Origin of the sequence: Actinomadura sp. B10D3, from assembly GCF_039871695.1 — a bacterium.
Classification (GTDB): domain Bacteria; phylum Actinomycetota; class Actinomycetes; order Streptosporangiales; family Streptosporangiaceae; genus Spirillospora; species Spirillospora madurae.
In genome coordinates this window covers 86,122-104,448 of record NZ_JBDPLY010000003.1, presented here as the reverse complement: position 1 = coordinate 104,448, position 18,327 = coordinate 86,122, and the positions used below count along the sequence as shown (strand labels likewise).

Below are 18,327 nucleotides of genomic sequence, written 5' to 3'. Positions count from 1 at the left end.
CGTCAGTCGCCCTCGGCCCGCTGCTTCTCCGGAGCCTGGGCGCCCGCACCCTGCTGCTGCGCGGACAGCGTCGCCGCGTCCTTGTGCGGAGCCGTCGTCACCGACCGCTTCAGCGCGCTGCCCTTCACCCAGTCCTTCCACTTGAGCTGCCAGTAGCCCCAGCCGTTCTCCGGCTCCAGCTGGCGGCTGCTGCCCGTCACCTTCACCGGGTCGCCCCGCTGGGCCAGCCGGTAGAACCACTTCGCGTGGGACGGGCTGATGTTGATGCAGCCGTGGCTCACGTTGGTGTGCCCCTGGGAGCCCACCGACCACGGCGCGCTGTGGACGTACTCGCCGCTGTCGGAGATCCGCACGGCCTTGTAGACGGTGAGGCTGTAGTACCCGGGGCAGCCCGGCCCGCAGCCCTCCCAGTCCGACGACATGATCGTGGGGTCCTCCTTGTCCATGGTGAGGTGGATCCCGTTGGTGGTGGTGTATTTGCGGACGCCGCCGCGTCCCATGCTGGTCGGAATGGTGCGGGCCTTCTTGCCGTTGACCATCACCACCATCTTGTGGCTGTCCTCGCCCGCCGTGGAAATGTGCGAGTCGCCGATCTTGAAGTCGAGGGCGTGGTTCTTTCCGCCGTAGACGTCCCCGCCGGTGCGGACGCCGCTGATGTGCGCCCGGAACGACACCTTCGTGTGCGCCGGCCAGTACGTCTTGGGCCGGAACACGACCTCCTGGTCGCCGAACCAGTGCCAGGCGCCCTCGACGGTCTTGTCGGCCGTGACCTCCAGGCCCCGCTCCACCGCGGCCCGGTCCTTCACCTTCCGGTCGAAATGCATGATGATCGGCATCCCGACGCCGACGGTCTCCTTGTTGTACGGCGCCTCCAGCGTGACGCGGTTCGTCTTCTTCACCCTGGCCGTGGAGAAGGCGCTGCGGACGGTGCGCGTCCGCCCGTCCCTGCCGAGCGCGGTCGCGTCGACGGTGTACGCCGTCCCCGGTTCGAGCGTCCAGCGGGACCGCCACCGCGTCCGCTCCGCGTTCAGGTCGCCCTCGACCGGGCGGCCCTTCGCCGTCACCGTCACGTTCCGGATCGTGCCGCGCTCAGCCTCGACGGCGATGGGACTGTCGGGACGCAGCTTGCCGCCGCCCCCGCCCGGTGACACCGCCAGCCGCACGGCCTCCCCGGCGACCGGCTCACCGCCTCCCGAACACGACGCGGCCCCCGCCGCCAAGCCGGCGCCGATGAGCACGGCGGCGGTGCGCCGTCCCCGGCCGCCCGGTCCTGAGCCACCCACCCGCATGTGGACCCCCCGGTCGTTTCCTGGGCGATCGGTCCGCCTCCCCAGCCCGGTCGCTGGAAACGGCGCCCAGTATTCGAAAGGGCCGGTACCCGCAAAAAAGCGGACACCGGCCCCCGATGGGGTTCTTTTACTGATCAGTGGGCGAAATGACCCCGGTAGTACTCGAAGACCAGACCGATGCACGACAGAATGGCGGCGGCGGCGCCGAGAACGACCAGCCACCAGCCGAACACGATGCCGAGCGCCACGGCCGCGGCCGACAGCCCGATGAAGAGCGGCCACCAGCTGTGCGGGCTGAAGAAGCCCAGCTCGCCCGCCGCGTCCGCGATCTCGCCCTCCGGGTCGTCCTCGTACAGCGGCCCGGCGTTGGCGCGCTCGAGGCGCCGGACGGTGAAGTGGATGTAGAACCCGATGAGCCCGGCCAGGCCGACCGACAGCCCGAGCGCCGTCGTCCCCGTCCAGTCCTCGGACCAGAGCCAGTACACGACGTCGGTGGCGAGGAAGAAGACCGCGCAACCGTAGAACATGAACGCCTGGACGCGCATCGGCTACTCCCCCTTCGCCCCGGCCAGCTCGCCCTTGGCACCCACGTGCGGGTGGTGCAGGTCGAACGCCGGCCGCTCGGAACGGATCTTCGGGATCGAGTTGAAGTTGTGCCGCGGCGGCGGGCAGGACGTCGCCCACTCCAGCGACGAGCCGTAGCCCCACGGGTCGTCGACCTCGACGCGCTTGCCCCGCTTCCACGTGATGTACACGTTGTAGAAGAACGGCAGCATCGAGGCGCCGAGCAGGAACGAGAAGAAGGTGGAGACCTCGTTCATCCCCTGGAACTCGCTGGCGTAGTCGGCGTACCGGCGCGGCATGCCCGCGGCGCCCAGCCAGTGCTGGATCAGGAACGTGCCGTGGAAGCCGATGAACAGCATCCAGAAGTGGATCTTGCCGAGGGTGTCGTTCAGCATCTTGCCGGTCCACTTCGGCCACCAGAAGTAGAACCCGGCGAACATCGCGAACACCACGGTGCCGAACACGACGTAGTGGAAGTGCGCCACCACGAAGTAGGAGTCCGACAGCTGGAAGTCCATCGGCGGCGACGCGAGGATGACGCCGGTGAGGCCGCCGAACAGGAACGTCACCAGGAAGCCCAGCGACCACAGCATCGGCGACTCGAACGTCAGCTGCCCTCGCCAGATCGTCCCCACCCAGTTGAAGAACTTCACCCCCGTGGGCACGGCGATGAGGAACGTCATGAAGGAGAAGAACGGCAGCAGCACCTGGCCGGTGACGAACATGTGGTGCGCCCACACGGTGATGGACAGGCCCGCGATGCTGATCGTCGCGAACACCAGGCCGATGTAGCCGAAGACGGGCTTGCGGCTGAACACCGGGAGGATCTCCGTCACGATACCGAAGAAGGGCAGCGCGATGATGTAGACCTCCGGATGCCCGAAGAACCAGAACAGGTGCTGCCAGAGCAGCGCGCCCCCGTGCGCGGCGTCGAAGATGTGCGCGCCGAGCTTGCGGTCGGCCTCCAGGGCCAGCAGCGCCGCGGCGAGCACCGGGAAGGCCAGCAGCACGAGGATGGACGTCAGCAGGACGTTCCACGTGAAGATCGGCATCCGGAACATCGTCATGCCCGGCGCCCGCATGCACAGGATCGTCGTGATGAAGTTGACCGCGCCCATGATCGTGCCGAAGCCCGACATGGCGAGGCCCATCACCCACATGTCGCCGCCGACGCCCGGCGAGCGCACCGCGTCCGACAGCGGGGCGTAGGCGAACCAGCCGAAGCTCGCCGCGCCGCCCGGGGTCAGGAAGCCCGCGATGACGATCAGGCTGCCGAACAGGAACAGCCAGTACGCCAGCATGTTCATGCGCGGGAACGCCACGTCCGGCGCGCCGATCTGCAGCGGCATCACGACGTTGGCGAAGCCGGCGAACAGCGGCGTCGCGAACATCAGCAGCATGATCGTGCCGTGCATGGTGAACAGCTGGTTGAACTGCTCGTTGCTGACGACCTGCAGGCCGGGCTCGAACAGCTCAGCGCGCATGATCAGCGCGAGCACGCCGCCGAACAGGAACATCACGAACGAGGTGATCAGGTACAGGTAGCCGATCACCTTGTGGTCGGTGGACGACATCCACGAGGCGAGGATGCGCCCCTTGCTCGTCCGCGGCGCGGCGAGCGGCGTGCTCGGAGCGTGACTCGTCGCGGTCACCTGGCACCTCCCGCGGCCAAAGCCTGCTTCGAATCGGCGATGTACTTGTCGAACTCCTGGGGCGTCACGACCTTCAGCTGGAACAGCATCCGGCTGTGGTCGACGCCGCACAGCTCGGCGCAGCGGCCCTCATAGGTGCCGAGCTTGTTCGCCGTGAACTCGAACTCGTTGTCGTAGCCCGGCATGACGTCCTTCTTGTAGATCAGCGCCGGGACCCAGAACGAGTGGATGACGTCGTTGGAGTGCAGCCGCACGCGCACCGTCTCGCCCGAGGGGATCGTCATCACCGGCTTGGCGGGGGCGGGCCCGTTCGGGGCGACGGGCTGGCCGACGACGGAGGCCACCGTCCGCTCCTTGCCCGTGGCGTCCTTCTCCTTGTAGTCGAACTGCCAGCTCCACTGGAACGCCGTCACGTCCACGACCACCTGCGGGTTCTTGGTGGTCTTCTCGACGAAGTTCTCGTCGCGGGCGGTGAAGTAGAACAGGACCGCGATGATGACGAACGGGACCGCCGTGTAGAGGATCTCGATCGGCATGTTGTAGCGGACCTGCGGCGGCAGGTCGTCGGAGCGCTTGCGGTGGAACAGCACCGCCCAGATGATGAGGCCCCAGACGACGGCCCCGACCGCGAACGCCGCGATCCAGGAGCCCTGCCAGAGCTTCAGCATGCGCTCGCCCTGGACGCTGATCGGCTCGGGCATGCCCAGGCGGCTGCCGCTGCACGCGGTGGCGGACAGCGCCAGCAGCGCCAGCACGCCGGCGCTTCTCAATGCGCGGCGACTGCGCACAGGCGTACGCCGCTCCCTAGAGCGGGTCGGACTCACGGAATGCCTTCCCCACGGATGAAAGCCCGGTCGGCCGGGCGGTGAGATCAGTGTTTACACGTGTGGTGGACACCCTAGCGTGAGGGTCGCGCGAACCCCTGATCGGGTGCCCGGTTAGTGTTTCCGCGTGGCCCGACCGAGCACGCCGGGCGGTTACTTCGACGCCGCCTCCACCGAGCCGCCGCACCCGGCGGCCCGGTCCGCGCTGCTGGAGGCGCTGGACGCGGCGTGGGCCGACCCCGCGCGGCTGTACGGCACGGCGCGCGCCACCCGGATGCTGCTCGACCGGGCCCGTGCGCGGGTGGCGGGCGTCCTGGGCTCCCGTCCCGACGAGGTGTCGTTCACCTCCTCGGGCACCCAGGCGGTGCACCTGGCGGTCCTCGGGGGGCTCCAGGCGCGCCGGCGCACCGGACGGCACCTGGTCGTGAGCGCCGTGGAGCACTCCAGCGTGCTCCACGCCGCCGAGCTGCACGAGCGCGACGGCGGTGAGACCACCGTGGTCGGCGTCGACCGGACGGGCCGCGTCGACCCGGCGGAGTTCGCCGCGGCGCTGCGCCCGGACACCGCGCTCGCGTGCCTGCAGTCGGCCAACCACGAGGTCGGCACCCTCCAGCCGGTCGCCGAGGCCGTGCAGGCCTGCCGCGCCGCCGGCGTGCCGCTGTTCGTGGACGCGGCGCAGTCCCTCGGCCGGGCGGACGTGCCGGGCGGCTGGTCGCTCCTCGCCGGAAGCGCCCACAAGTGGGGCGGCCCCGCGGGCGTCGGCGTGCTCGCCGTCCGCAAGGGCACCCGGTGGCGCTCGCCGCTGCCGGCCGACGAGCGGGAGGCGCGCCGCGTCCCCGGGTTCGAGAACGTCCCGGCCGTCGTGGCGGCGGCGGCCGCGCTGGAGGCGTACCGCGCGGACATGGCGGCGGAGGCGCCGCGTGTCTCCGCGCTGGTGGACCGCATCCGGACGGAGGTCCCGCGGGACGTCCCCGACGTCGAGGTGGTCGGCGACCCGGTGCGCCGGCTCCCGCACCTGGTGACGTTCTCGTGCCTGTACGTGGAGGGCGAGGCCCTGCTGACCGAACTGGACCGGCTGGGTTTCGCGGTTTCCTCCGGCAGCTCGTGCACGGCGGATACGCTGCGTCCAAGTCACGTGCTGGAGGCGATGGGAGTGATTACCCATGGGAACGTGCGGGTATCGCTGCCGCTGGGCGTCCGTTCGGAGGACGTCGGCCGGTTCCTCGCCGTGCTGCCCGACACCGTCGCCCGCCTGCGCCGGACGACGATGAACACCTTCGAGACAGGGAGGCGGTCGCGCCCATGAGGTTCCGAGGCCGCGCCAAGGCAGGGCCGCCGCCCGGCGACGCCGCGCCGCCCCCCGCCGCGCCGGAGGGCCCGCCGCCGGTGCTGGTCATCGACGCGCTCGGCCGCAAGTGCCCCATCCCGATCATCATGCTGGCGGAGCGGATCCGCGAGGTGCCCGTCGGGCAGGTCGTGGCCGTCCTCGCCGACGACGCCGCCGCCCGCACCGACGTCCCCGCCTGGTGCCGCATGAAGTCGCAGGACTTCGTCCGGGAGGAGACCCTGCACCAGGGCGGCTGGGGCTTCCACATCCGCCGCACGTACTGAGCGGGCACGCCGGAGGGCCGCGCCGTCGCACGGCGCGGCCCTCCGGCGTTGCGGTCCCTTACGGGACCGGGCAGGACAGGTGGGGCTCGATGTCGGCGGCGGCGGAGGAGCCGTAGACCGCGCCGAAGCGGTCGAGGAACGCCTGGCGGCCGAGGGTGTACTCCTGCGGGCCGGCGGCCTCCAGGGCGTGCGCGGCGATGGCGTTGCCGACCTGGGCGGCGCGCTCCAGCGGCAGCTCCCAGGCGGTCGCCGACAGGAAGCCGGCGCGGAACGCGTCGCCGACGCCGGTCGGGTCGGCGATGTCCTCGACGGGGACGCAGGGGACGTGCACGCCCTCCTCGCCCTTCCGGTCGATCACCACGCCCTTGGCGCCGAGGGTGGTGACGCGGACGCCGACGCGGGACAGGATCTCCTCGCCCGTCCAGCCGGTCTTCTCCTCGGCGAGGGCCTTCTCGTACTCGTTGCTGAACAGGTAGGCGGCGCCGTCGATGAGGCGGCGGACGTCGGCGCCGTCCATGCGGGCGAGCTGCTGGGACGGGTCGGCGGCGAACGGGATGCCGCGGTTGCGGCACTCGTCGGTGTGCCGGAGCATCGCCTCGGGGTCGTTGGGGCTGATCACGACGAGGTCGAGGCCGCCGACGCGGTCGGCGACCGGCTGCAGCTCGATGGAGCGGGCCTCGCTCATGGCGCCGGCGTAGAACGTGGCGATCTGGTTCTGGTCCTGGTCGGTGGTGCACAGGAACCGCGCGGTGTGGTGGATTTCGGAGACGTGCACGGACGCGGTGTCGACCGCGTGCCGCTCGAGCCAGGAGCGGTAGTCGGCGAAGTCGTCGCCCACGGAGCCGACGAGGACGGACTCCTTGCCGAGGCTGCCCATGCCGAAGCAGATGTTGGCGGCGATGCCGCCGCGGCGGATGTCCAGCTCGTCCACCAGGAAGGACAGCGACACCTGGTGCAGCTGGTCGGGCAGGAGCTGGTCGGTGAACCTTCCGGGGAAGGTCATCAGGTGGTCGGTCGCAATGGAACCGGTCACGGCGATGCGCACGGCGTCGCTCTCCTCGTCGTGGTCGTCCGGCTGTTCACCGGCTGTTTCGAACCCGGGAAAGACTACTTGCCCATCGCACCACAGATCGCAACCTCAGCGCAGGCCCGAACGGAAGGGGCGGCGGAGCAGATGCTCCGCCGCCCCTTCTCACGGGCCGGTCTCCGCGGGAGGCCGGGCACCGCGGACGATCAGTTGAAGGAGTCGCCGCAGGCGCAGGAGCCCGAGGCGTTGGGGTTGTCGATCGTGAAGCCCTGCTTCTCGATGCTGTCCACGAAGTCGATGGTGGCGCCGGTGAGGTAGGGCGCGCTCATCCGGTCCACCCGCACCGCGAGGCCGCCGAAGTCCTGGATCTGGTCCCCGTCCATCTCCCGCTCGTCGAAGAAGAGCTGGTAGATCAGGCCGGAGCAACCGCCCGGCTGCACGGCGACACGCAGCGCAAGGTCATCGCGGCCCTCCTGCTCAAGGAGGCCCTTGGCCTTCTCGGCGGCGGCGTCGGTGAGGATGACGCCCTGCTGCGTGGTCTCCTGCGTGGTCTCGCCTGAAACCGTCATGTGTTCAGCTCCCGGGTCTCGCTGCGCCGCGGTGCGGCGGACTGTCGCTTGTCCTGGAGGACGTCGTACGCCTCTTCCCGTAGGACAACGTACCTCGCCACAGGCCCATTCCGCTTATCGGCCATGTTTAACGCCCTGGGACGGTGCGGTCTACGTCACATCACCATCGGGCCCGGGATGTGCCATCATTAGTCGTCAAAGCGACGATAAGTCCCGTCGCGAAGGGAGACACCGCCGTGACCACTCCAGTGCGCGACCTTCCGCTGCTGCTGCTCGGCAGCGGCGCCGACCCCGCGAGCGAACGCGGCGTGGACTGTCCCGGAGAGCTGCCGCCCGCCTCCGACCCCGCCCTGGTCGAGCGGGCCCGCGCGGCCAAGGCGGCGCTCGGCGACCGGGTGTTCGTGCTCGGCCACCACTACCAGCGGGACGAGGTCATCCAGTTCGCCGACGTCACCGGCGACTCGTTCAAGCTGGCCCAGCAGGCGGCGGCGCGCCCCGAGGCGCCCTACGTCGTGTTCTGCGGCGTCCACTTCATGGCGGAGTCGGCCGACATCCTGACGGCCGGCCACCAGCGGGTGATCCTGCCCGACCTCGGCGCCGGCTGCTCCATGGCCGACATGGCGACCTTCGACCAGGTCGAGGAGTGCTGGGACGTCCTGGAGGACGCCGGCGTCGCCGACGACGTCGTCCCCGTCACCTACATGAACTCCTCCGCCGACATCAAGGGCTTCGTCGGGCGGCACGGCGGGGTGGTCTGCACCTCGTCCAACGCCAAGCGGGCCCTGGACTGGGCCTACGGCAAGGGGAAGAAGGTCCTCTTCCTCCCCGACCAGCACCTGGGGCGCAACACCGCCGTCCTGGAGATGGGCTTCTCGCTGGACGACTGCGTCGTCTACAGCCCGCACCGCCGCGAGGGCGGCCTGACCGCGCAGCGGCTCAGAGACGCCAGGATGATCCTCTGGCGCGGCCACTGCTCGGTGCACGGCCGGTTCACCAAGGAGTCGGTGGACGACGTCCGGGCGCGCGTTCCCGGCGTGAACGTCCTCGTGCACCCCGAGTGCCGGCACGAGGTCGTCACGGCCGCAGACCAGATCGGCTCGACCGAGTACATCATCAAGACCATCGAGGCCGCGGAGCCCGGATCGGCCTGGGCCGTCGGGACGGAGCTGAACCTCGTCCGGCGGCTCGCGAACGCCCACCCGGACAAGAACGTCATGTTCCTCGACAAGACCGTCTGCTACTGCTCCACGATGAACCGCATCGACCTGCCGCACCTGGTGCTCTCGCTGGAGTCGCTGGCCGCCGGCCGGGTGGAGAACGTCATCGAGGTGGACGAGGAGACCGCGCACTACGCCCGCGTCGCCCTCGACCAGATGCTCGCCCTTCCGTAGAGCACGCCGCTCAGAGGCCGGGCGCGTCCCAGATGGGGAACCATCGGGCCGTGTCCGGCTCCATGGGCAGCTCGTCCGCGAGCGCGTCCCTGACGTGCCTCTCGACCAGGTTGTTGCGGCGGTTCTCGCCCGGAACGTCCGGGGGCCGGGGCGCGAACGGGTAGAACGTCCCCCGGACCGGCGAATGGACGATGAACAGCCGCTGCGGGCCGTCCCCCCGGCGGAAGCAGACGACCGTGCACAGCAGGTAGGGCCCGTAGCCGGCCGCGTCCAGGGTCGCGTTGACCGTGTGCAGATCGCCGACGAGGCGCTCGAACCGGTCCGGCGGTCCGCTGACGCGGGCCCAGCCCCAGCCGTACGGCCCGGCGCTCATCCCCGCCTCGTGCCCCTCGCCGCGGCCGAGCAGCCGGTGGGCCTCCCGCTGCGCGCGGGCGAACGCGCCGAACGCGCCGCCCTCCACCATGCGGTGGCAGACGCCGCCCGACCCGTCCGGGACGAACCCCGTCCCCGCCGCGAGCGCGGGCGCCGCGGCGGGCAGCGCGAACAGCCGGTCGAGCTCCGGCGCGGCGGGCGCGGGACGGCCGAGCAGCCCGTCCTTGATCCCCACGTCAGCCCCCGCGCGCCAGCCGCCACGAGACGGCCTCCAGCCCCTCGCGGCGCCGCCGCAGCGTCGGGTGCGAGGACAGCATGCCCTCCACGCCGCCGTCCGCGGCCGCCCGGCGCGCCGGGACGACGCAGAGGGCGCTGACGGGGCGCAGCCGCCGCAGGTCGTCCCGGGACGCGTCGCGCACCGCGTCGCTGATCTTGACCAGGGCGGAGGAGAGGTCGCCGGGACGGCCGGTCAGCAGCGCCCCGGTGGTGTCGGCGCACAGCTCGCGGTGCCGCGACAGGGCCAGCCACGTCAGCGTCCCGGCGGCGTACAGCACCGCCGCCGCCACCCCGACGGGGAGCAGGACGATGCCGCACAGCAGGGCCGCGGCGCGCCGTGCCCCGGCCCGGCCCCGGCCGCCGATCAGGCCCGTCCACCAGCCGAGGAGCAGCTCCGCGCACATGCCCGGGAACGACGCGACCGCGCCGACGAGGACGTCCCGGTTGGCGACGTGCGCGGTCTCGTGGGCGAGGACGGCGGCGATCTCGGCCGGTTCGAGCCGGGCGCGCAACCCGTCGGTGACGCACACGACCGCCGAGCCGGGGCCGGAGCCGGCCGCGAAGGCGTTCGGCGCGTCCAGGCCGGAGACGGCGAGCCGCGGCTTCGGCAGCCCGGACGACATGCAGAGCCGGTCCAGGACCGCGTGCAGGTCGGGCTCCTCGTCGGCGGTGACCTGCCGGGCGTCCATCGCGCGCAGCGCCAGCCGGTCCCCCGCGCGCGCCGAGACGACCGCGAAGGCCGCGGCGGCGGCCACCGCGGCCGCGCCCCAGACCGGTCCGGCCAGGAACGCGGGCAGCGCGGCGGCCGCGTAGACGAGCGCGACCAGGATCACCGTGGCGAACATCCGCCAGGTCAGGCCCGGCTCTGGTGCGTCGCGGGAGGGCGCCATGGGATCAAGTTAAAACGGTCCGGAGGGCCTTTCCGCGTCGTGTGGCACAAAGCGGCCGTGCAGCTCGGCCGCGGGGGGTCACAGGCCCGGGGCACCCCAGACCGGGAACCAGCGGCCGAGGTCCTCCTCGAACGGCAGGTCGGCGCCGATCGCGCCGCGCACCTGGAGTTCGAGGGCGTTGTCCCGCCTGGGGGGTGGCGGGGCGTAGCCATGGGGGTGAGACACAGCTCCGGGCAGCGGCGCGAACGGGTAGAACGTGCCGCGCTTGTACAGGTAGACGAGCGCGAGCCGGCGCCCGTCCGGCCCCTGGAAGCCGGCCAGGGAGCACAGCAGGTGCGGCCCGAACCCGCCCGACTCCAGCGTCGCGTTCACCGCGTGCAGGTCGGTGACGAGCTCCGGCAGCTCCTCCGGCGGATGCTTGGCGAGCAGCCACGTGTAGCCGTAGGTGTCGGTGCTGATCTCGACCTTGGGTCCGGCATCGGCGTCCAGGAGTTCCTGGACGTCGGCCTGCAGCCGCGCGAACGCCCCGCCCTCGGCCGCGCGGAAGCACACCGACCCGAGCCCCGTCGGGGTGAAGCCGGTCGCCGCCTCCAGCGTGACCGCCGCCGTCGACAGCCCGAAGATCTGGTCGAGGTCGGGCTTGGCCGGCTTGGACCGGCCGAGGAGGGTGTCGAGGAAACCCACGGTCAGACCCCCCTGCTGAGCTGTGCGGAGATCTTCGAGAGCTGCGCGAGCCGCTTGTCGAGCGGCGGGTGGGTGGAGAACAGCGACGAGACGCTGAAGCCCCTGCCCAGCGCCGGGGTGAAGAAGAACGCGTTGAAGGGCTGCGCGGACCGCAGGTCGTTGGTCGGGATCCGCGCGATCTCGCCGGTGACCTTCGTCAGCGCGCTGGCGAGCGCGGACGGGCGGCCGGTCAGCAGCGCGGCGGCCCGGTCGGCGGACAGCTCGCGGTACCGCGACAGCGCCCGGGTGAGCAGGAAGCTGACCGCGTAGGCGAGCGCGCTGGCCGCGACGACGGCGAGCAGGATCAGCCCGGTGTTCTGGTCGTTGCTGCGGCGCCCGAACCCGCCCCACAGGCCCCACTGCAGCCCGAACCGGGTGACCAGCCCGGCGAGGATGCCGAGGAACGAGGCGATCGTCATGACCGCGACGTCCCGGTGCGCGACGTGCGCCATCTCGTGCGCGAGGACGCCCTCCAGCTCGACCGGGTCGAGCCGGCGCAGCAGGCCGGTCGTCACGCAGACCACGGCCTTCTTCTGGTTGCGACCGGTGGCGAACGCGTTCGGCACGTCGGTGTCGGCGATCGCGACGCGCGGCTTCGGGGCGTCCGACATCGCGCAGATGCGGTCGACGACGCCGTGCAGCTCGGGCGCCTCCTCCGGCGTGACGACGCGGCCGTGCATCGCGAACAGCGTCATCCGGTCGGAGAAGAAGTACTGGGCGATCAGGAAGATCACCGCGACGGCCAGCGCGACGCCCGCCCACTCGGGCACGAAGACGAAGAAGGCCCCCACGAAGACGACGTACACCAGCCCCAGCAGGAACATCGTCACGAGCATCCGCGATGTCAGCCCCCGGTCGGAGGCGTACCGCGTTCTGGCCATGCCACCACCCCCCGGTACATGTTCTATTCAGTTGTAGGAACGCACGAGACCCGGGTTTTGTGCCTGAATGTCCATAACCGACCCGGGGCCTCGTGCGCGTCAGTCGGGAATGAGCCCTTCGTCCCCCAGCATCGAGCGCACCTCGTCGATGTGCGCGTCGGCAGGGGGCAGGATCAGATCGGACGGCTCCAGGCTGTCCGGCGGGAGCGGCCGGCCGACCTTGCGGACGTTGTCGAGCAGGGCGTGCAGGGCGGCGCGGAACGCCGTCTCGTCGCCGGACTCGATCGCCTTCTCCAGCTCGTCGTCGAGGATGTTCAGTGCGGACAGATCGTCCTCGGCCACGTCGAGCTGGCCCTCGCCCATCAGGCGGACGATCACTGGGCACCCCCGGGGTTCTGCGGCCACGGGGCCTGCTGGGGGGTGTCCTGCTGCTGCTGTTGCGGCTGCGCCGTCGGCGTGCCCTGGTTCAGCTCCTTGGGCGCGGGGCCCTGGCCGAGCTCGGCCTTGAGGCGCTCCAGCTCCATGTCGACGCCGGGCCCGGAGCCCATCCGGTCGAGCTCGGCCTGGATGTCGTCCTTCGGACCGGAGAAGTCCTCCAGGGCGCCGGAGGCCAGCAGCTCGTCGATCGCCCCGGCGCGGGCCTTCATGGTGTCGGTCTTCTCCTCGGCGCGCTGGATCGCCAGGCCGACGTCGCCCATCTCCTCGGAGATGCCGGAGAACGCCTCGTTGATCTTGGTCTGCGCCTCGGCGGCGGTGTACGTCGCCTTGATCGTCTCCTTGCGGGTGCGGAAGGAGTCGACCTTGGCCTGCAGGCGCTGGGAGGCGAGCGTGAGCTTCTCCTCCTCGCCCTGCAGCTGCTGGTACTGCCCGCGCAGGTCGTTGAGCTGACCCTCCAGCCCGGCGCGGCGGGTCAGCGCCTCGCGGGCCAGGTCCTCGCGGCCGACCTGCAGCGCCTTCTTGCCCTGGTCGGTCAGCTTGCTCTGCTGCTGTTCCAGCTGGTTGATCTGCAGTTCGAGACGCTTGCGCGAGGTGGCGACGTCGGCGACCCCCCGACGGACCTTCTGCAGCATCTCCAGCTGGCGCTGGTAGGAGTAATCGAGGGTCTCCCGAGGATCTTCCATGCGGTCCAAAGCCTTGTTCGCCTTGGACTTGAAGATCATCGACATTCGCTTCATCACGCTCATCGCGCGGCGCCGGTCCCTTCGTGCTGTCGCCTCAGTCGTGAACTGGGCTCAATGACCACTGCTGGGGTTCTTATCACCCTACGCGTTAACGCGCGAGGCAGCCACGATGTTCGCAGCCGGTAGGCTGATCCCTGTGTTCAAGCGTCGTACCCCGGAGGCCCCGGCGGATCCTCCTCAGGTAGTAAAGCCGGGAGGCAAGGGCCGTCCCACCCCCAAGCGGAGGGACGCCGAGAAGCTCCGCCGGCAGCCCATCACGGCTCCGGCCAGCCGCAAGGAGGCCTACAAGAAGGTCAGGGAGCGGCAGGCGGCCGAGCGCGCCAAGGCGCGCGAGGGCATGGCCAAGGGCGACGAGAGGCATCTGCTCAAGCGCGACCGCGGCCCGGTCCGCCGGCTCGCCCGCAACTACGTCGACTCCCGCCGCACGGTCGGCTCGTACCTGATGTACGCGATGTTCGCGATGGTGCTGCTGAGCATGCTGCCGATCCCGGCCGCGCGGCTGCTGGTGCTGTTCGCGCCGCCGCTGCTGCTCGTCGTGGTGTTCGCCGAGGGCTTCCTGCTCAGCCGCGGCATCAAGCGCCTCGCCGCCGAGCGCTACCCGAGCGAGGACACCAAGGGCATCGGCATGTACGCGGCGATGCGCGCCATGCAGATCCGCCGGCTGCGCATCCCGAACCCCCAGGTGCGGATCGGCGAGAAGGAGAACGTCTGACGGCGGCGTCCGCCCTCCCGGCACAGATCACCGCCCGGCTAGGGTCGGTGCCATGGAGTTCCGAAACCTGGGCCGGAGCGGTCTGAAGATCAGCGAGATCGCGTACGGCAACTGGCTCACCCACGGCTCCCAGGTCGAGGAGGACGCGGCGCGCGCGTGCGTGCGGGCGGCCCTCGACGAGGGGATCACCACCTTCGACACCGCGGACGTCTACGCCGGGACGCGCGCCGAGGAGGTCCTCGGACGCGCGCTCGAGGGGCAGCGCCGCGAGGGGCTGGAGATCTTCACCAAGGTCTACTGGCCCACCGGGCCCGGCGCGAACGACCGGGGCCTGTCGCGCAAGCACATCTTCGAGTCGATCAACGGTTCCCTGCGCCGTCTGCGGACGGACTACGTGGACCTCTACCAGGCCCACCGGTTCGACTACGAGACCCCTCTCGAAGAGACCATGCGCGCGTTCGACGACCTCGTCCGGCAGGGCAAGGTCCTCTACGTCGGCGTCTCGGAGTGGCGGGCCGAGGAGATCGAGCGCGCCCTCAAGATCGCCGACGAGATGGGGTTCGACCGGATCGTCTCCAGCCAGCCGCAGTACTCGATGCTGTGGCGGGTCATCGAGGAGGAGGTCGTGCCGCTGTGCGAGCGCGAGGGCATCGGCCAGATCGTCTGGTCGCCGATCGCTCAGGGGGTGCTGACCGGCAAGTACCTGCCGGGGCGGCCGCTGCCCGAGGGGTCGCGCGCCACCGACGACAAGGGCGGCGCCGACATGATCAAGCGCTACCTGAACGACGACCTGCTGACCCGCGTGCAGAACCTCAAGCCGATCGCGGACGACCTCGGGCTGTCGATGGCGCAGCTGGCGATCGCGTGGACGCTGCAGAACCCGAACGTGTCGGCGGCGATCGTGGGCGCGTCCCGCCCGGAGCAGGTCACCGACAACGTGAAGGCCGCCGGGGTGAAGCTGGAGGCCGACGTGCTGAAGCGGATCGACGACGTGCTGGGCGACGTCGTCATCCGCGACCCGGCCAAGACGGCCAGCCCGCGCCGCCGGCCCTGAGCCGCGTGCACGAGGGCCGCGGAGCGTCGCGCTCCGCGGCCCTTTCGCCTCAGCGGGTCAGGTCACTCCGGGTCGTGCAGGCTCATCCCGTACACGATCGTCTCGCCGTCCAGGAGGGTCACCTTGTCGACCTCCTCGGCGCGCAGTCCCCGCCAGTTCTCCCCCAGCCAGCTCTCCGCGTCCGCCTGGGTGGAGAAGGTCTCCTCCGACATGCCGGCCGCGCTCCCGTCGGCCTTCTCCAAACGCCAGCTCCACGCCATCGCTCGACCTCCCTCGTCGCGGTGAGACTAGCGGGCTTCCCCGCCCGGCCCCGTCAGGACGCGGCCTCGATGGCGCGGCGCAGCTCCTCGGGGCTCCCGGTGTCGGACGAGTCGAGCGTCCGCCCGTTGATCCGCACGCTCGGCGTGCCCCGGACTCCCGAGGATATGTAGCGCCGGCTGACCGTCTTCACGCTGTCGGCGTGGGTCTGCTGCTTCACGCAGGACGTGAAGTCGTCGCCGGTCAGCCCCAGCGGCCTCGCGTAGGAGAGCAGCTCGTCGGTCGTGTAGCCGGTGGTGTTCTCGCTCGCCGGCTGGTGGGCGTAGAGGGCGTCCTGGTACGAGAGCCAGTGCGCGCCGTCGCCGACGCAGCGCAGCGCGGCGGCGGCCCGCAGCGAGTTGTCGTGCGCGGGCTGGACGCTCTCGCCGAAGACCAGCATCGGGTGGAACACGACCTTGGCGCGGCCCGCGACCGCCATCTCCTTCAGCATCGGGTCGTGCTTGCGGTCGAACGCGCCGCAGGGCGGGCAGGCGAAGTCCTCGTAGATGTCGACGACGGGCGAGGTGACGCCCGGCCGGGCCATCTCCAGGCTCCCGTCCGCGAGGGGCCGGGCCTCCGCGCCGCCGGCGATCTTGCCGACCCGCAGCGGCACGTCGCCGCCGCCCCCTGCGTCGTCGCCGCCGCTCTGGGCGACCAGCACGACGACCGCCGCCAGGACCAGCACCAGGACCAGGCCCCCGCCGACCAGCGCGATCACGAGCCCGCCGCCGCCCTTGCGCGGGGGCGGGGGCGGGCCGGGCTGCCAGCCGGGACCGCCCGGCGTTCCGGGTAAGGGCCCGCCCGGCGGGACGGGCGGCGGTCCATAGGGCGGCTGCGGCCCGCCTGGGCCCGGCGGGCCCGGCGGGCCCGGCCAGTGCGGGTTCGGGGGGTTGCCCACCGGCGCTCCTCCTGATGGTGACGCTGTCATCCGTAGGGGTGAGAGTAGCCGTAGAGTTCCGACCGAGATGAACGTCGAGGTCAAGGGAATCGCCTCCGGCCAGGGGTGGCCGGCGCCGGAGTGCCGGTGCGCGTCGTGCGGCCGGCTGCGCGCCGCCGGCGTCCGGCTCGATCCGTTCGAGGCCGTGGTGGACGGGGTGGCGCTGGAGGATCTGCCGCGGACCGACGTGCCCGGCGGGTACGAGGTGCGCGCGCCGGGCGGAGGGCGCGCACTGGTGGCGTCGGGACCGGGCGGCAGGCCGGAGCCGCCGACCGGCGCCGAGTACGAGGCCGTCCTGCTCGACCTGGCGGGCTCCCCCGAACATCTGGGTCTGCTGCGCCGCACCGGGGCCGTGACGCCTGGGACGGAGGTCCTCGCGGTCCACGCCGACCACCGCCTGCCGTCGCCGTCCGAGCTGGAACGGCGCATGGCCTTCTGGAGACGGCCGCAGGAGGGCCCGTTCCGGACGCTGCTCCTCGGCGGGTCGCGGTCGGGCAAGTCGGCCGAGGCGGAGCTGCGGCTGGCGGCGTGCCCCGACGTCCTCTACGTCGCCACGGGCCCGGTGCGGGACGACGACCCGGAATGGACGGCCAGGGTCGCCGCACACCGGCGGCGCCGTCCCGATTGGTGGGGCACCGCTGAGACGACCGACCTCGCGGGCGTGCTCGGGTACGCGACCGGACCTGTCCTGGTGGACGGCATCGGCACGTGGCTGGCCGCCGCCATGGACGAGACCGGCGCCTGGGACGACCCTTCCCGGGTGCGGCCGCGCCTGGACGCCCTCGTCGAGGCCTGGCGCGGCACGCGGGCGCGGGTCGTCGCGGTGAGCGAGGAGGTCGGCCTGTCGCTGGTGCCCGCGACGGCGTCCGGACGGGCGTTCGGCGACGCGCTCGGCCGGCTCAACCAGCGCCTCGCGGCCGAGTCCGAGGAGGCGGCGCTGGTGGTGGCGGGACGCGTCGTGGACCTCCCGTGATCGCGGGGCTGCGGCTGGCGGTCACGCTGCTCACCGTCGTGCCGCTCGGAACCGGCCGGGCCGACCGGGACACCGCGCGGCCGGCCATGCTGCTCGCCCCCGCCGTGGGGCTGATCACCGGCGGCGCCGCCGCCCTGGTGCTGCTCGCCGGCGACCTGCTCGGCCTCTCCCGGCTCCTGGCGGCGGCGCTCGCGGTGGCCGCGACCGCGGCGGCCACCCGCGCCCTGCACCTGGACGGCCTCGCCGACCTCGCGGACGGGCTCGGCAGCGGCCGGCCCGCCGCCGAGGCACTGGCGATCATGAAGCGGTCCGACATCGGCCCGTTCGGCGTCGTCACGCTGCTGCTGACCCTGCTGGTCCAGGTCGCCGCCCTGGCCTCGGCGCCCCAGCCGGCCGTCGCGGTGCTCGTCGCGTCCGTCGCCGGCCGCCTGACCCTCCCCTGGGCCTGCCGGAAGGGCGTCCCGTCCGCGCGGCCCGGCGGCCTCGGCGCGCTGGTCGCGGGTTCGGTCCCGGCGGGCGCGGCGCTGGCCGCCACCGGGACCGTCCTGGTGGCCGCCGCGGGCGCCGGGGCGGCCGCCGGCGGTATCGGCGGCGCGCTGCACGGCGTCGCGGCGGTGGCCGCCGGCCTGGCAGCCGCCGCCCCGGTGCTGCACCGCGCCGTCCGGCGCCTGGGCGGCGTCACCGGCGACGTCTTCGGCGCGCTGGTCGAGGTCGCCACGACGGCCGCCCTGGTGGCTCTCGCCGCGCTCAGCTGAGGGCGTGCCGGGCGTAGGCGCGACCTCGGCGTCCGGGTCGCTCAGCGCCCTGGCGAGGGCGTCCGGGGACGCGGCGGCGAGCCCGCGCGCGGCGCCCGTCCGGACCTGCCAGGCCGGCTCGTGCAGGGCGGCGGCCCTGACCAGGTCGTCGCCGTCCCGGATGAGGCCGCCGAGCGCCGCGGAACGCGGCCCGCGAGCCCAGCCCGAGCGCGCGCAGGACGTCCAGGACGGCGGCCCGCACCAGCGCGTCCCCGCTGCCGAGGGCGAGTGTGAGGCCGTTCCGGACCTCCGCCGTGGCGGGCAGGATCTCGACCAGCTCCCGGAGCGCGGTCGCGGCGGCCCGCCGCAC

The 18,327-nt window shown here is 72.1% G+C and carries 22 protein-coding genes; 7 read left to right on the top strand and 15 right to left on the bottom strand.

What is annotated here, in order from left to right; translation table 11 throughout:
* Nucleotides 1–2: 2 nt before the first annotated feature.
* From ABGB11_RS06605 to coxB, 4 genes are all read right to left on the bottom strand, one after another.
* On the bottom strand, nt 3–1,289 hold the full coding sequence (locus tag ABGB11_RS06605) for an Ig-like domain-containing protein (protein ID WP_347629858.1): 1,287 nt from the start codon (nt 1,287–1,289) through the stop codon (nt 3–5).
* A 134-nt stretch (nt 1,290–1,423) separates the two neighbouring features.
* Entirely contained in the window at nt 1,424–1,834 is a 411-nt protein-coding gene (locus tag ABGB11_RS06600) for a cytochrome c oxidase subunit 4 (RefSeq protein WP_347629856.1), read from the bottom strand.
* A 3-nt stretch (nt 1,835–1,837) separates the two neighbouring features.
* On the bottom strand, nt 1,838–3,427 hold the full coding sequence (gene ctaD / locus ABGB11_RS06595) for a cytochrome c oxidase subunit I (protein ID WP_347630535.1): 1,590 nt from the start codon (nt 3,425–3,427) through the stop codon (nt 1,838–1,840).
* Nucleotides 3,428–3,501: 74 nt separating this feature from the next.
* A complete protein-coding gene (gene coxB / locus ABGB11_RS06590) occupies nt 3,502–4,260 on the bottom strand; it encodes a cytochrome c oxidase subunit II (RefSeq protein ID WP_347629854.1) in 759 nt (252 codons plus the stop codon).
* Nucleotides 4,261–4,456: 196 nt separating this feature from the next.
* Here coxB and ABGB11_RS06585 point away from each other — a divergent pair, with 196 nt between their 5' ends.
* Nucleotides 4,457–5,635, top strand: a complete 1,179-nt coding sequence (locus tag ABGB11_RS06585) for a cysteine desulfurase family protein (protein WP_347629853.1) — start codon at nt 4,457–4,459, stop codon at nt 5,633–5,635.
* Nucleotides 5,636–5,715: 80 nt separating this feature from the next.
* Nucleotides 5,716–5,940 carry a sulfurtransferase TusA family protein gene (locus tag ABGB11_RS06580; RefSeq protein ID WP_255283213.1) on the top strand — a complete coding sequence of 75 codons (225 nt, stop codon included), beginning with the start codon at nt 5,716–5,718 and terminating at the stop codon, nt 5,938–5,940.
* 58 nt (nt 5,941–5,998) lie between these two features.
* On the opposite strand, the gene ABGB11_RS06575 is transcribed toward ABGB11_RS06580, so the two are convergent.
* On the bottom strand, nt 5,999–6,985 hold the full coding sequence (locus tag ABGB11_RS06575; RefSeq protein ID WP_347629851.1) for a carbohydrate kinase family protein: 987 nt from the start codon (nt 6,983–6,985) through the stop codon (nt 5,999–6,001).
* Between the two features lie 188 nt (nt 6,986–7,173).
* On the bottom strand, nt 7,174–7,536 hold the full coding sequence (locus tag ABGB11_RS06570) for an iron-sulfur cluster assembly accessory protein (protein WP_347629849.1): 363 nt from the start codon (nt 7,534–7,536) through the stop codon (nt 7,174–7,176).
* Nucleotides 7,537–7,772: 236 nt separating this feature from the next.
* Here ABGB11_RS06570 and nadA point away from each other — a divergent pair, with 236 nt between their 5' ends.
* Nucleotides 7,773–8,927, top strand: a complete 1,155-nt coding sequence (nadA, locus tag ABGB11_RS06565; protein WP_347629847.1) for a quinolinate synthase NadA — start codon at nt 7,773–7,775, stop codon at nt 8,925–8,927.
* A 10-nt stretch (nt 8,928–8,937) separates the two neighbouring features.
* Here nadA and ABGB11_RS06560 read toward each other — a convergent pair whose 3' ends face one another.
* The 6 genes from ABGB11_RS06560 to ABGB11_RS06535 form a co-directional block, all read right to left on the bottom strand.
* On the bottom strand, nt 8,938–9,534 hold the full coding sequence (locus ABGB11_RS06560) for a hypothetical protein (protein WP_347629845.1): 597 nt from the start codon (nt 9,532–9,534) through the stop codon (nt 8,938–8,940).
* A 1-nt stretch (nt 9,535) separates the two neighbouring features.
* Nucleotides 9,536–10,465 carry a M48 family metalloprotease gene (locus ABGB11_RS06555; RefSeq protein WP_347629843.1) on the bottom strand — a complete coding sequence of 310 codons (930 nt, stop codon included), beginning with the start codon at nt 10,463–10,465 and terminating at the stop codon, nt 9,536–9,538.
* A 78-nt stretch (nt 10,466–10,543) separates the two neighbouring features.
* Nucleotides 10,544–11,149: a hypothetical protein gene (locus tag ABGB11_RS06550; RefSeq protein WP_347629841.1), complete on the bottom strand. Its 606-nt coding sequence runs from the start codon at nt 11,147–11,149 to the stop codon at nt 10,544–10,546.
* Nucleotides 11,150–11,151: 2 nt separating this feature from the next.
* Nucleotides 11,152–12,069, bottom strand: a complete 918-nt coding sequence (gene htpX, locus ABGB11_RS06545; protein WP_347629839.1) for a zinc metalloprotease HtpX — start codon at nt 12,067–12,069, stop codon at nt 11,152–11,154.
* 99 nt (nt 12,070–12,168) lie between these two features.
* Nucleotides 12,169–12,447 carry a hypothetical protein gene (locus ABGB11_RS06540; protein WP_347629837.1) on the bottom strand — a complete coding sequence of 93 codons (279 nt, stop codon included), beginning with the start codon at nt 12,445–12,447 and terminating at the stop codon, nt 12,169–12,171.
* Nucleotides 12,444–13,253: a PspA/IM30 family protein gene (locus ABGB11_RS06535; protein ID WP_347629835.1), complete on the bottom strand. Its 810-nt coding sequence runs from the start codon at nt 13,251–13,253 to the stop codon at nt 12,444–12,446. The genes ABGB11_RS06540 and ABGB11_RS06535 overlap by 4 nt, the downstream gene beginning before the upstream one ends.
* A gap of 133 nt (nt 13,254–13,386) precedes the next feature.
* Between ABGB11_RS06535 and ABGB11_RS06530 the strand changes: the two genes are divergently transcribed.
* Together ABGB11_RS06530 and ABGB11_RS06525 are read left to right on the top strand one after the other, a co-directional pair.
* The gene (locus tag ABGB11_RS06530) at nt 13,387–13,962 is read left to right on the top strand and encodes a DUF3043 domain-containing protein (protein WP_347629833.1); all 576 of its coding nucleotides are present in this window, start codon (nt 13,387–13,389) and stop codon (nt 13,960–13,962) included.
* Between the two features lie 52 nt (nt 13,963–14,014).
* The gene (locus ABGB11_RS06525) at nt 14,015–15,016 is read left to right on the top strand and encodes an aldo/keto reductase family protein (protein WP_347629831.1); all 1,002 of its coding nucleotides are present in this window, start codon (nt 14,015–14,017) and stop codon (nt 15,014–15,016) included.
* 62 nt (nt 15,017–15,078) lie between these two features.
* Here ABGB11_RS06525 and ABGB11_RS06520 read toward each other — a convergent pair whose 3' ends face one another.
* Together ABGB11_RS06520 and ABGB11_RS06515 are read right to left on the bottom strand one after the other, a co-directional pair.
* Nucleotides 15,079–15,276: a hypothetical protein gene (locus ABGB11_RS06520; RefSeq protein ID WP_021599187.1), complete on the bottom strand. Its 198-nt coding sequence runs from the start codon at nt 15,274–15,276 to the stop codon at nt 15,079–15,081.
* Nucleotides 15,277–15,329: 53 nt separating this feature from the next.
* On the bottom strand, nt 15,330–16,211 hold the full coding sequence (locus ABGB11_RS06515; RefSeq protein ID WP_347629829.1) for a thioredoxin domain-containing protein: 882 nt from the start codon (nt 16,209–16,211) through the stop codon (nt 15,330–15,332).
* Between the two features lie 67 nt (nt 16,212–16,278).
* On the opposite strand from ABGB11_RS06515, the gene ABGB11_RS06510 reads away from it, so the two are divergent.
* On the top strand, nt 16,279–17,223 hold the full coding sequence (locus tag ABGB11_RS06510; protein ID WP_347629827.1) for a bifunctional adenosylcobinamide kinase/adenosylcobinamide-phosphate guanylyltransferase: 945 nt from the start codon (nt 16,279–16,281) through the stop codon (nt 17,221–17,223).
* On the top strand, nt 17,220–17,978 hold the full coding sequence (locus ABGB11_RS06505; protein ID WP_347629825.1) for an adenosylcobinamide-GDP ribazoletransferase: 759 nt from the start codon (nt 17,220–17,222) through the stop codon (nt 17,976–17,978). Before ABGB11_RS06510 ends, ABGB11_RS06505 begins: the two co-directional genes overlap by 4 nt.
* Here the strand turns inward: ABGB11_RS06505 and ABGB11_RS06500 are convergent.
* Nucleotides 17,971–18,327, bottom strand: coding sequence for a hypothetical protein (locus tag ABGB11_RS06500; protein ID WP_347629823.1), 357 nt, complete (start codon nt 18,325–18,327; stop codon nt 17,971–17,973). The genes ABGB11_RS06505 and ABGB11_RS06500 overlap by 8 nt on opposite strands.

Excerpts from the sequence above, each read along its gene's own strand:
- ABGB11_RS06605 (WP_347629858.1), bottom strand. The coding sequence starts at position 1,289 with ATGCGGGTGGGTGGCTCAGGACCGGGCGGCCGGGGACGGCGCACCGCC.
- ABGB11_RS06600 (WP_347629856.1), bottom strand. The coding sequence starts at position 1,834 with ATGCGCGTCCAGGCGTTCATGTTCTACGGTTGCGCGGTCTTCTTCCTC.
- ctaD (WP_347630535.1), bottom strand. The coding sequence starts at position 3,427 with ATGTCGTCCACCGACCACAAGGTGATCGGCTACCTGTACCTGATCACC.
- ABGB11_RS06570 (WP_347629849.1), bottom strand. The coding sequence starts at position 7,536 with ATGACGGTTTCAGGCGAGACCACGCAGGAGACCACGCAGCAGGGCGTC.
- ABGB11_RS06555 (WP_347629843.1), bottom strand. The coding sequence starts at position 10,465 with ATGGCGCCCTCCCGCGACGCACCAGAGCCGGGCCTGACCTGGCGGATG.
- htpX (WP_347629839.1), bottom strand. The coding sequence starts at position 12,069 with ATGGCCAGAACGCGGTACGCCTCCGACCGGGGGCTGACATCGCGGATG.
- ABGB11_RS06535 (WP_347629835.1), bottom strand. The coding sequence starts at position 13,253 with ATGAGCGTGATGAAGCGAATGTCGATGATCTTCAAGTCCAAGGCGAAC.
- ABGB11_RS06525 (WP_347629831.1), top strand. The coding sequence starts at position 14,015 with ATGGAGTTCCGAAACCTGGGCCGGAGCGGTCTGAAGATCAGCGAGATC.
- ABGB11_RS06520 (WP_021599187.1), bottom strand. The coding sequence starts at position 15,276 with ATGGCGTGGAGCTGGCGTTTGGAGAAGGCCGACGGGAGCGCGGCCGGC.
- ABGB11_RS06510 (WP_347629827.1), top strand. The coding sequence starts at position 16,279 with ATGAACGTCGAGGTCAAGGGAATCGCCTCCGGCCAGGGGTGGCCGGCG.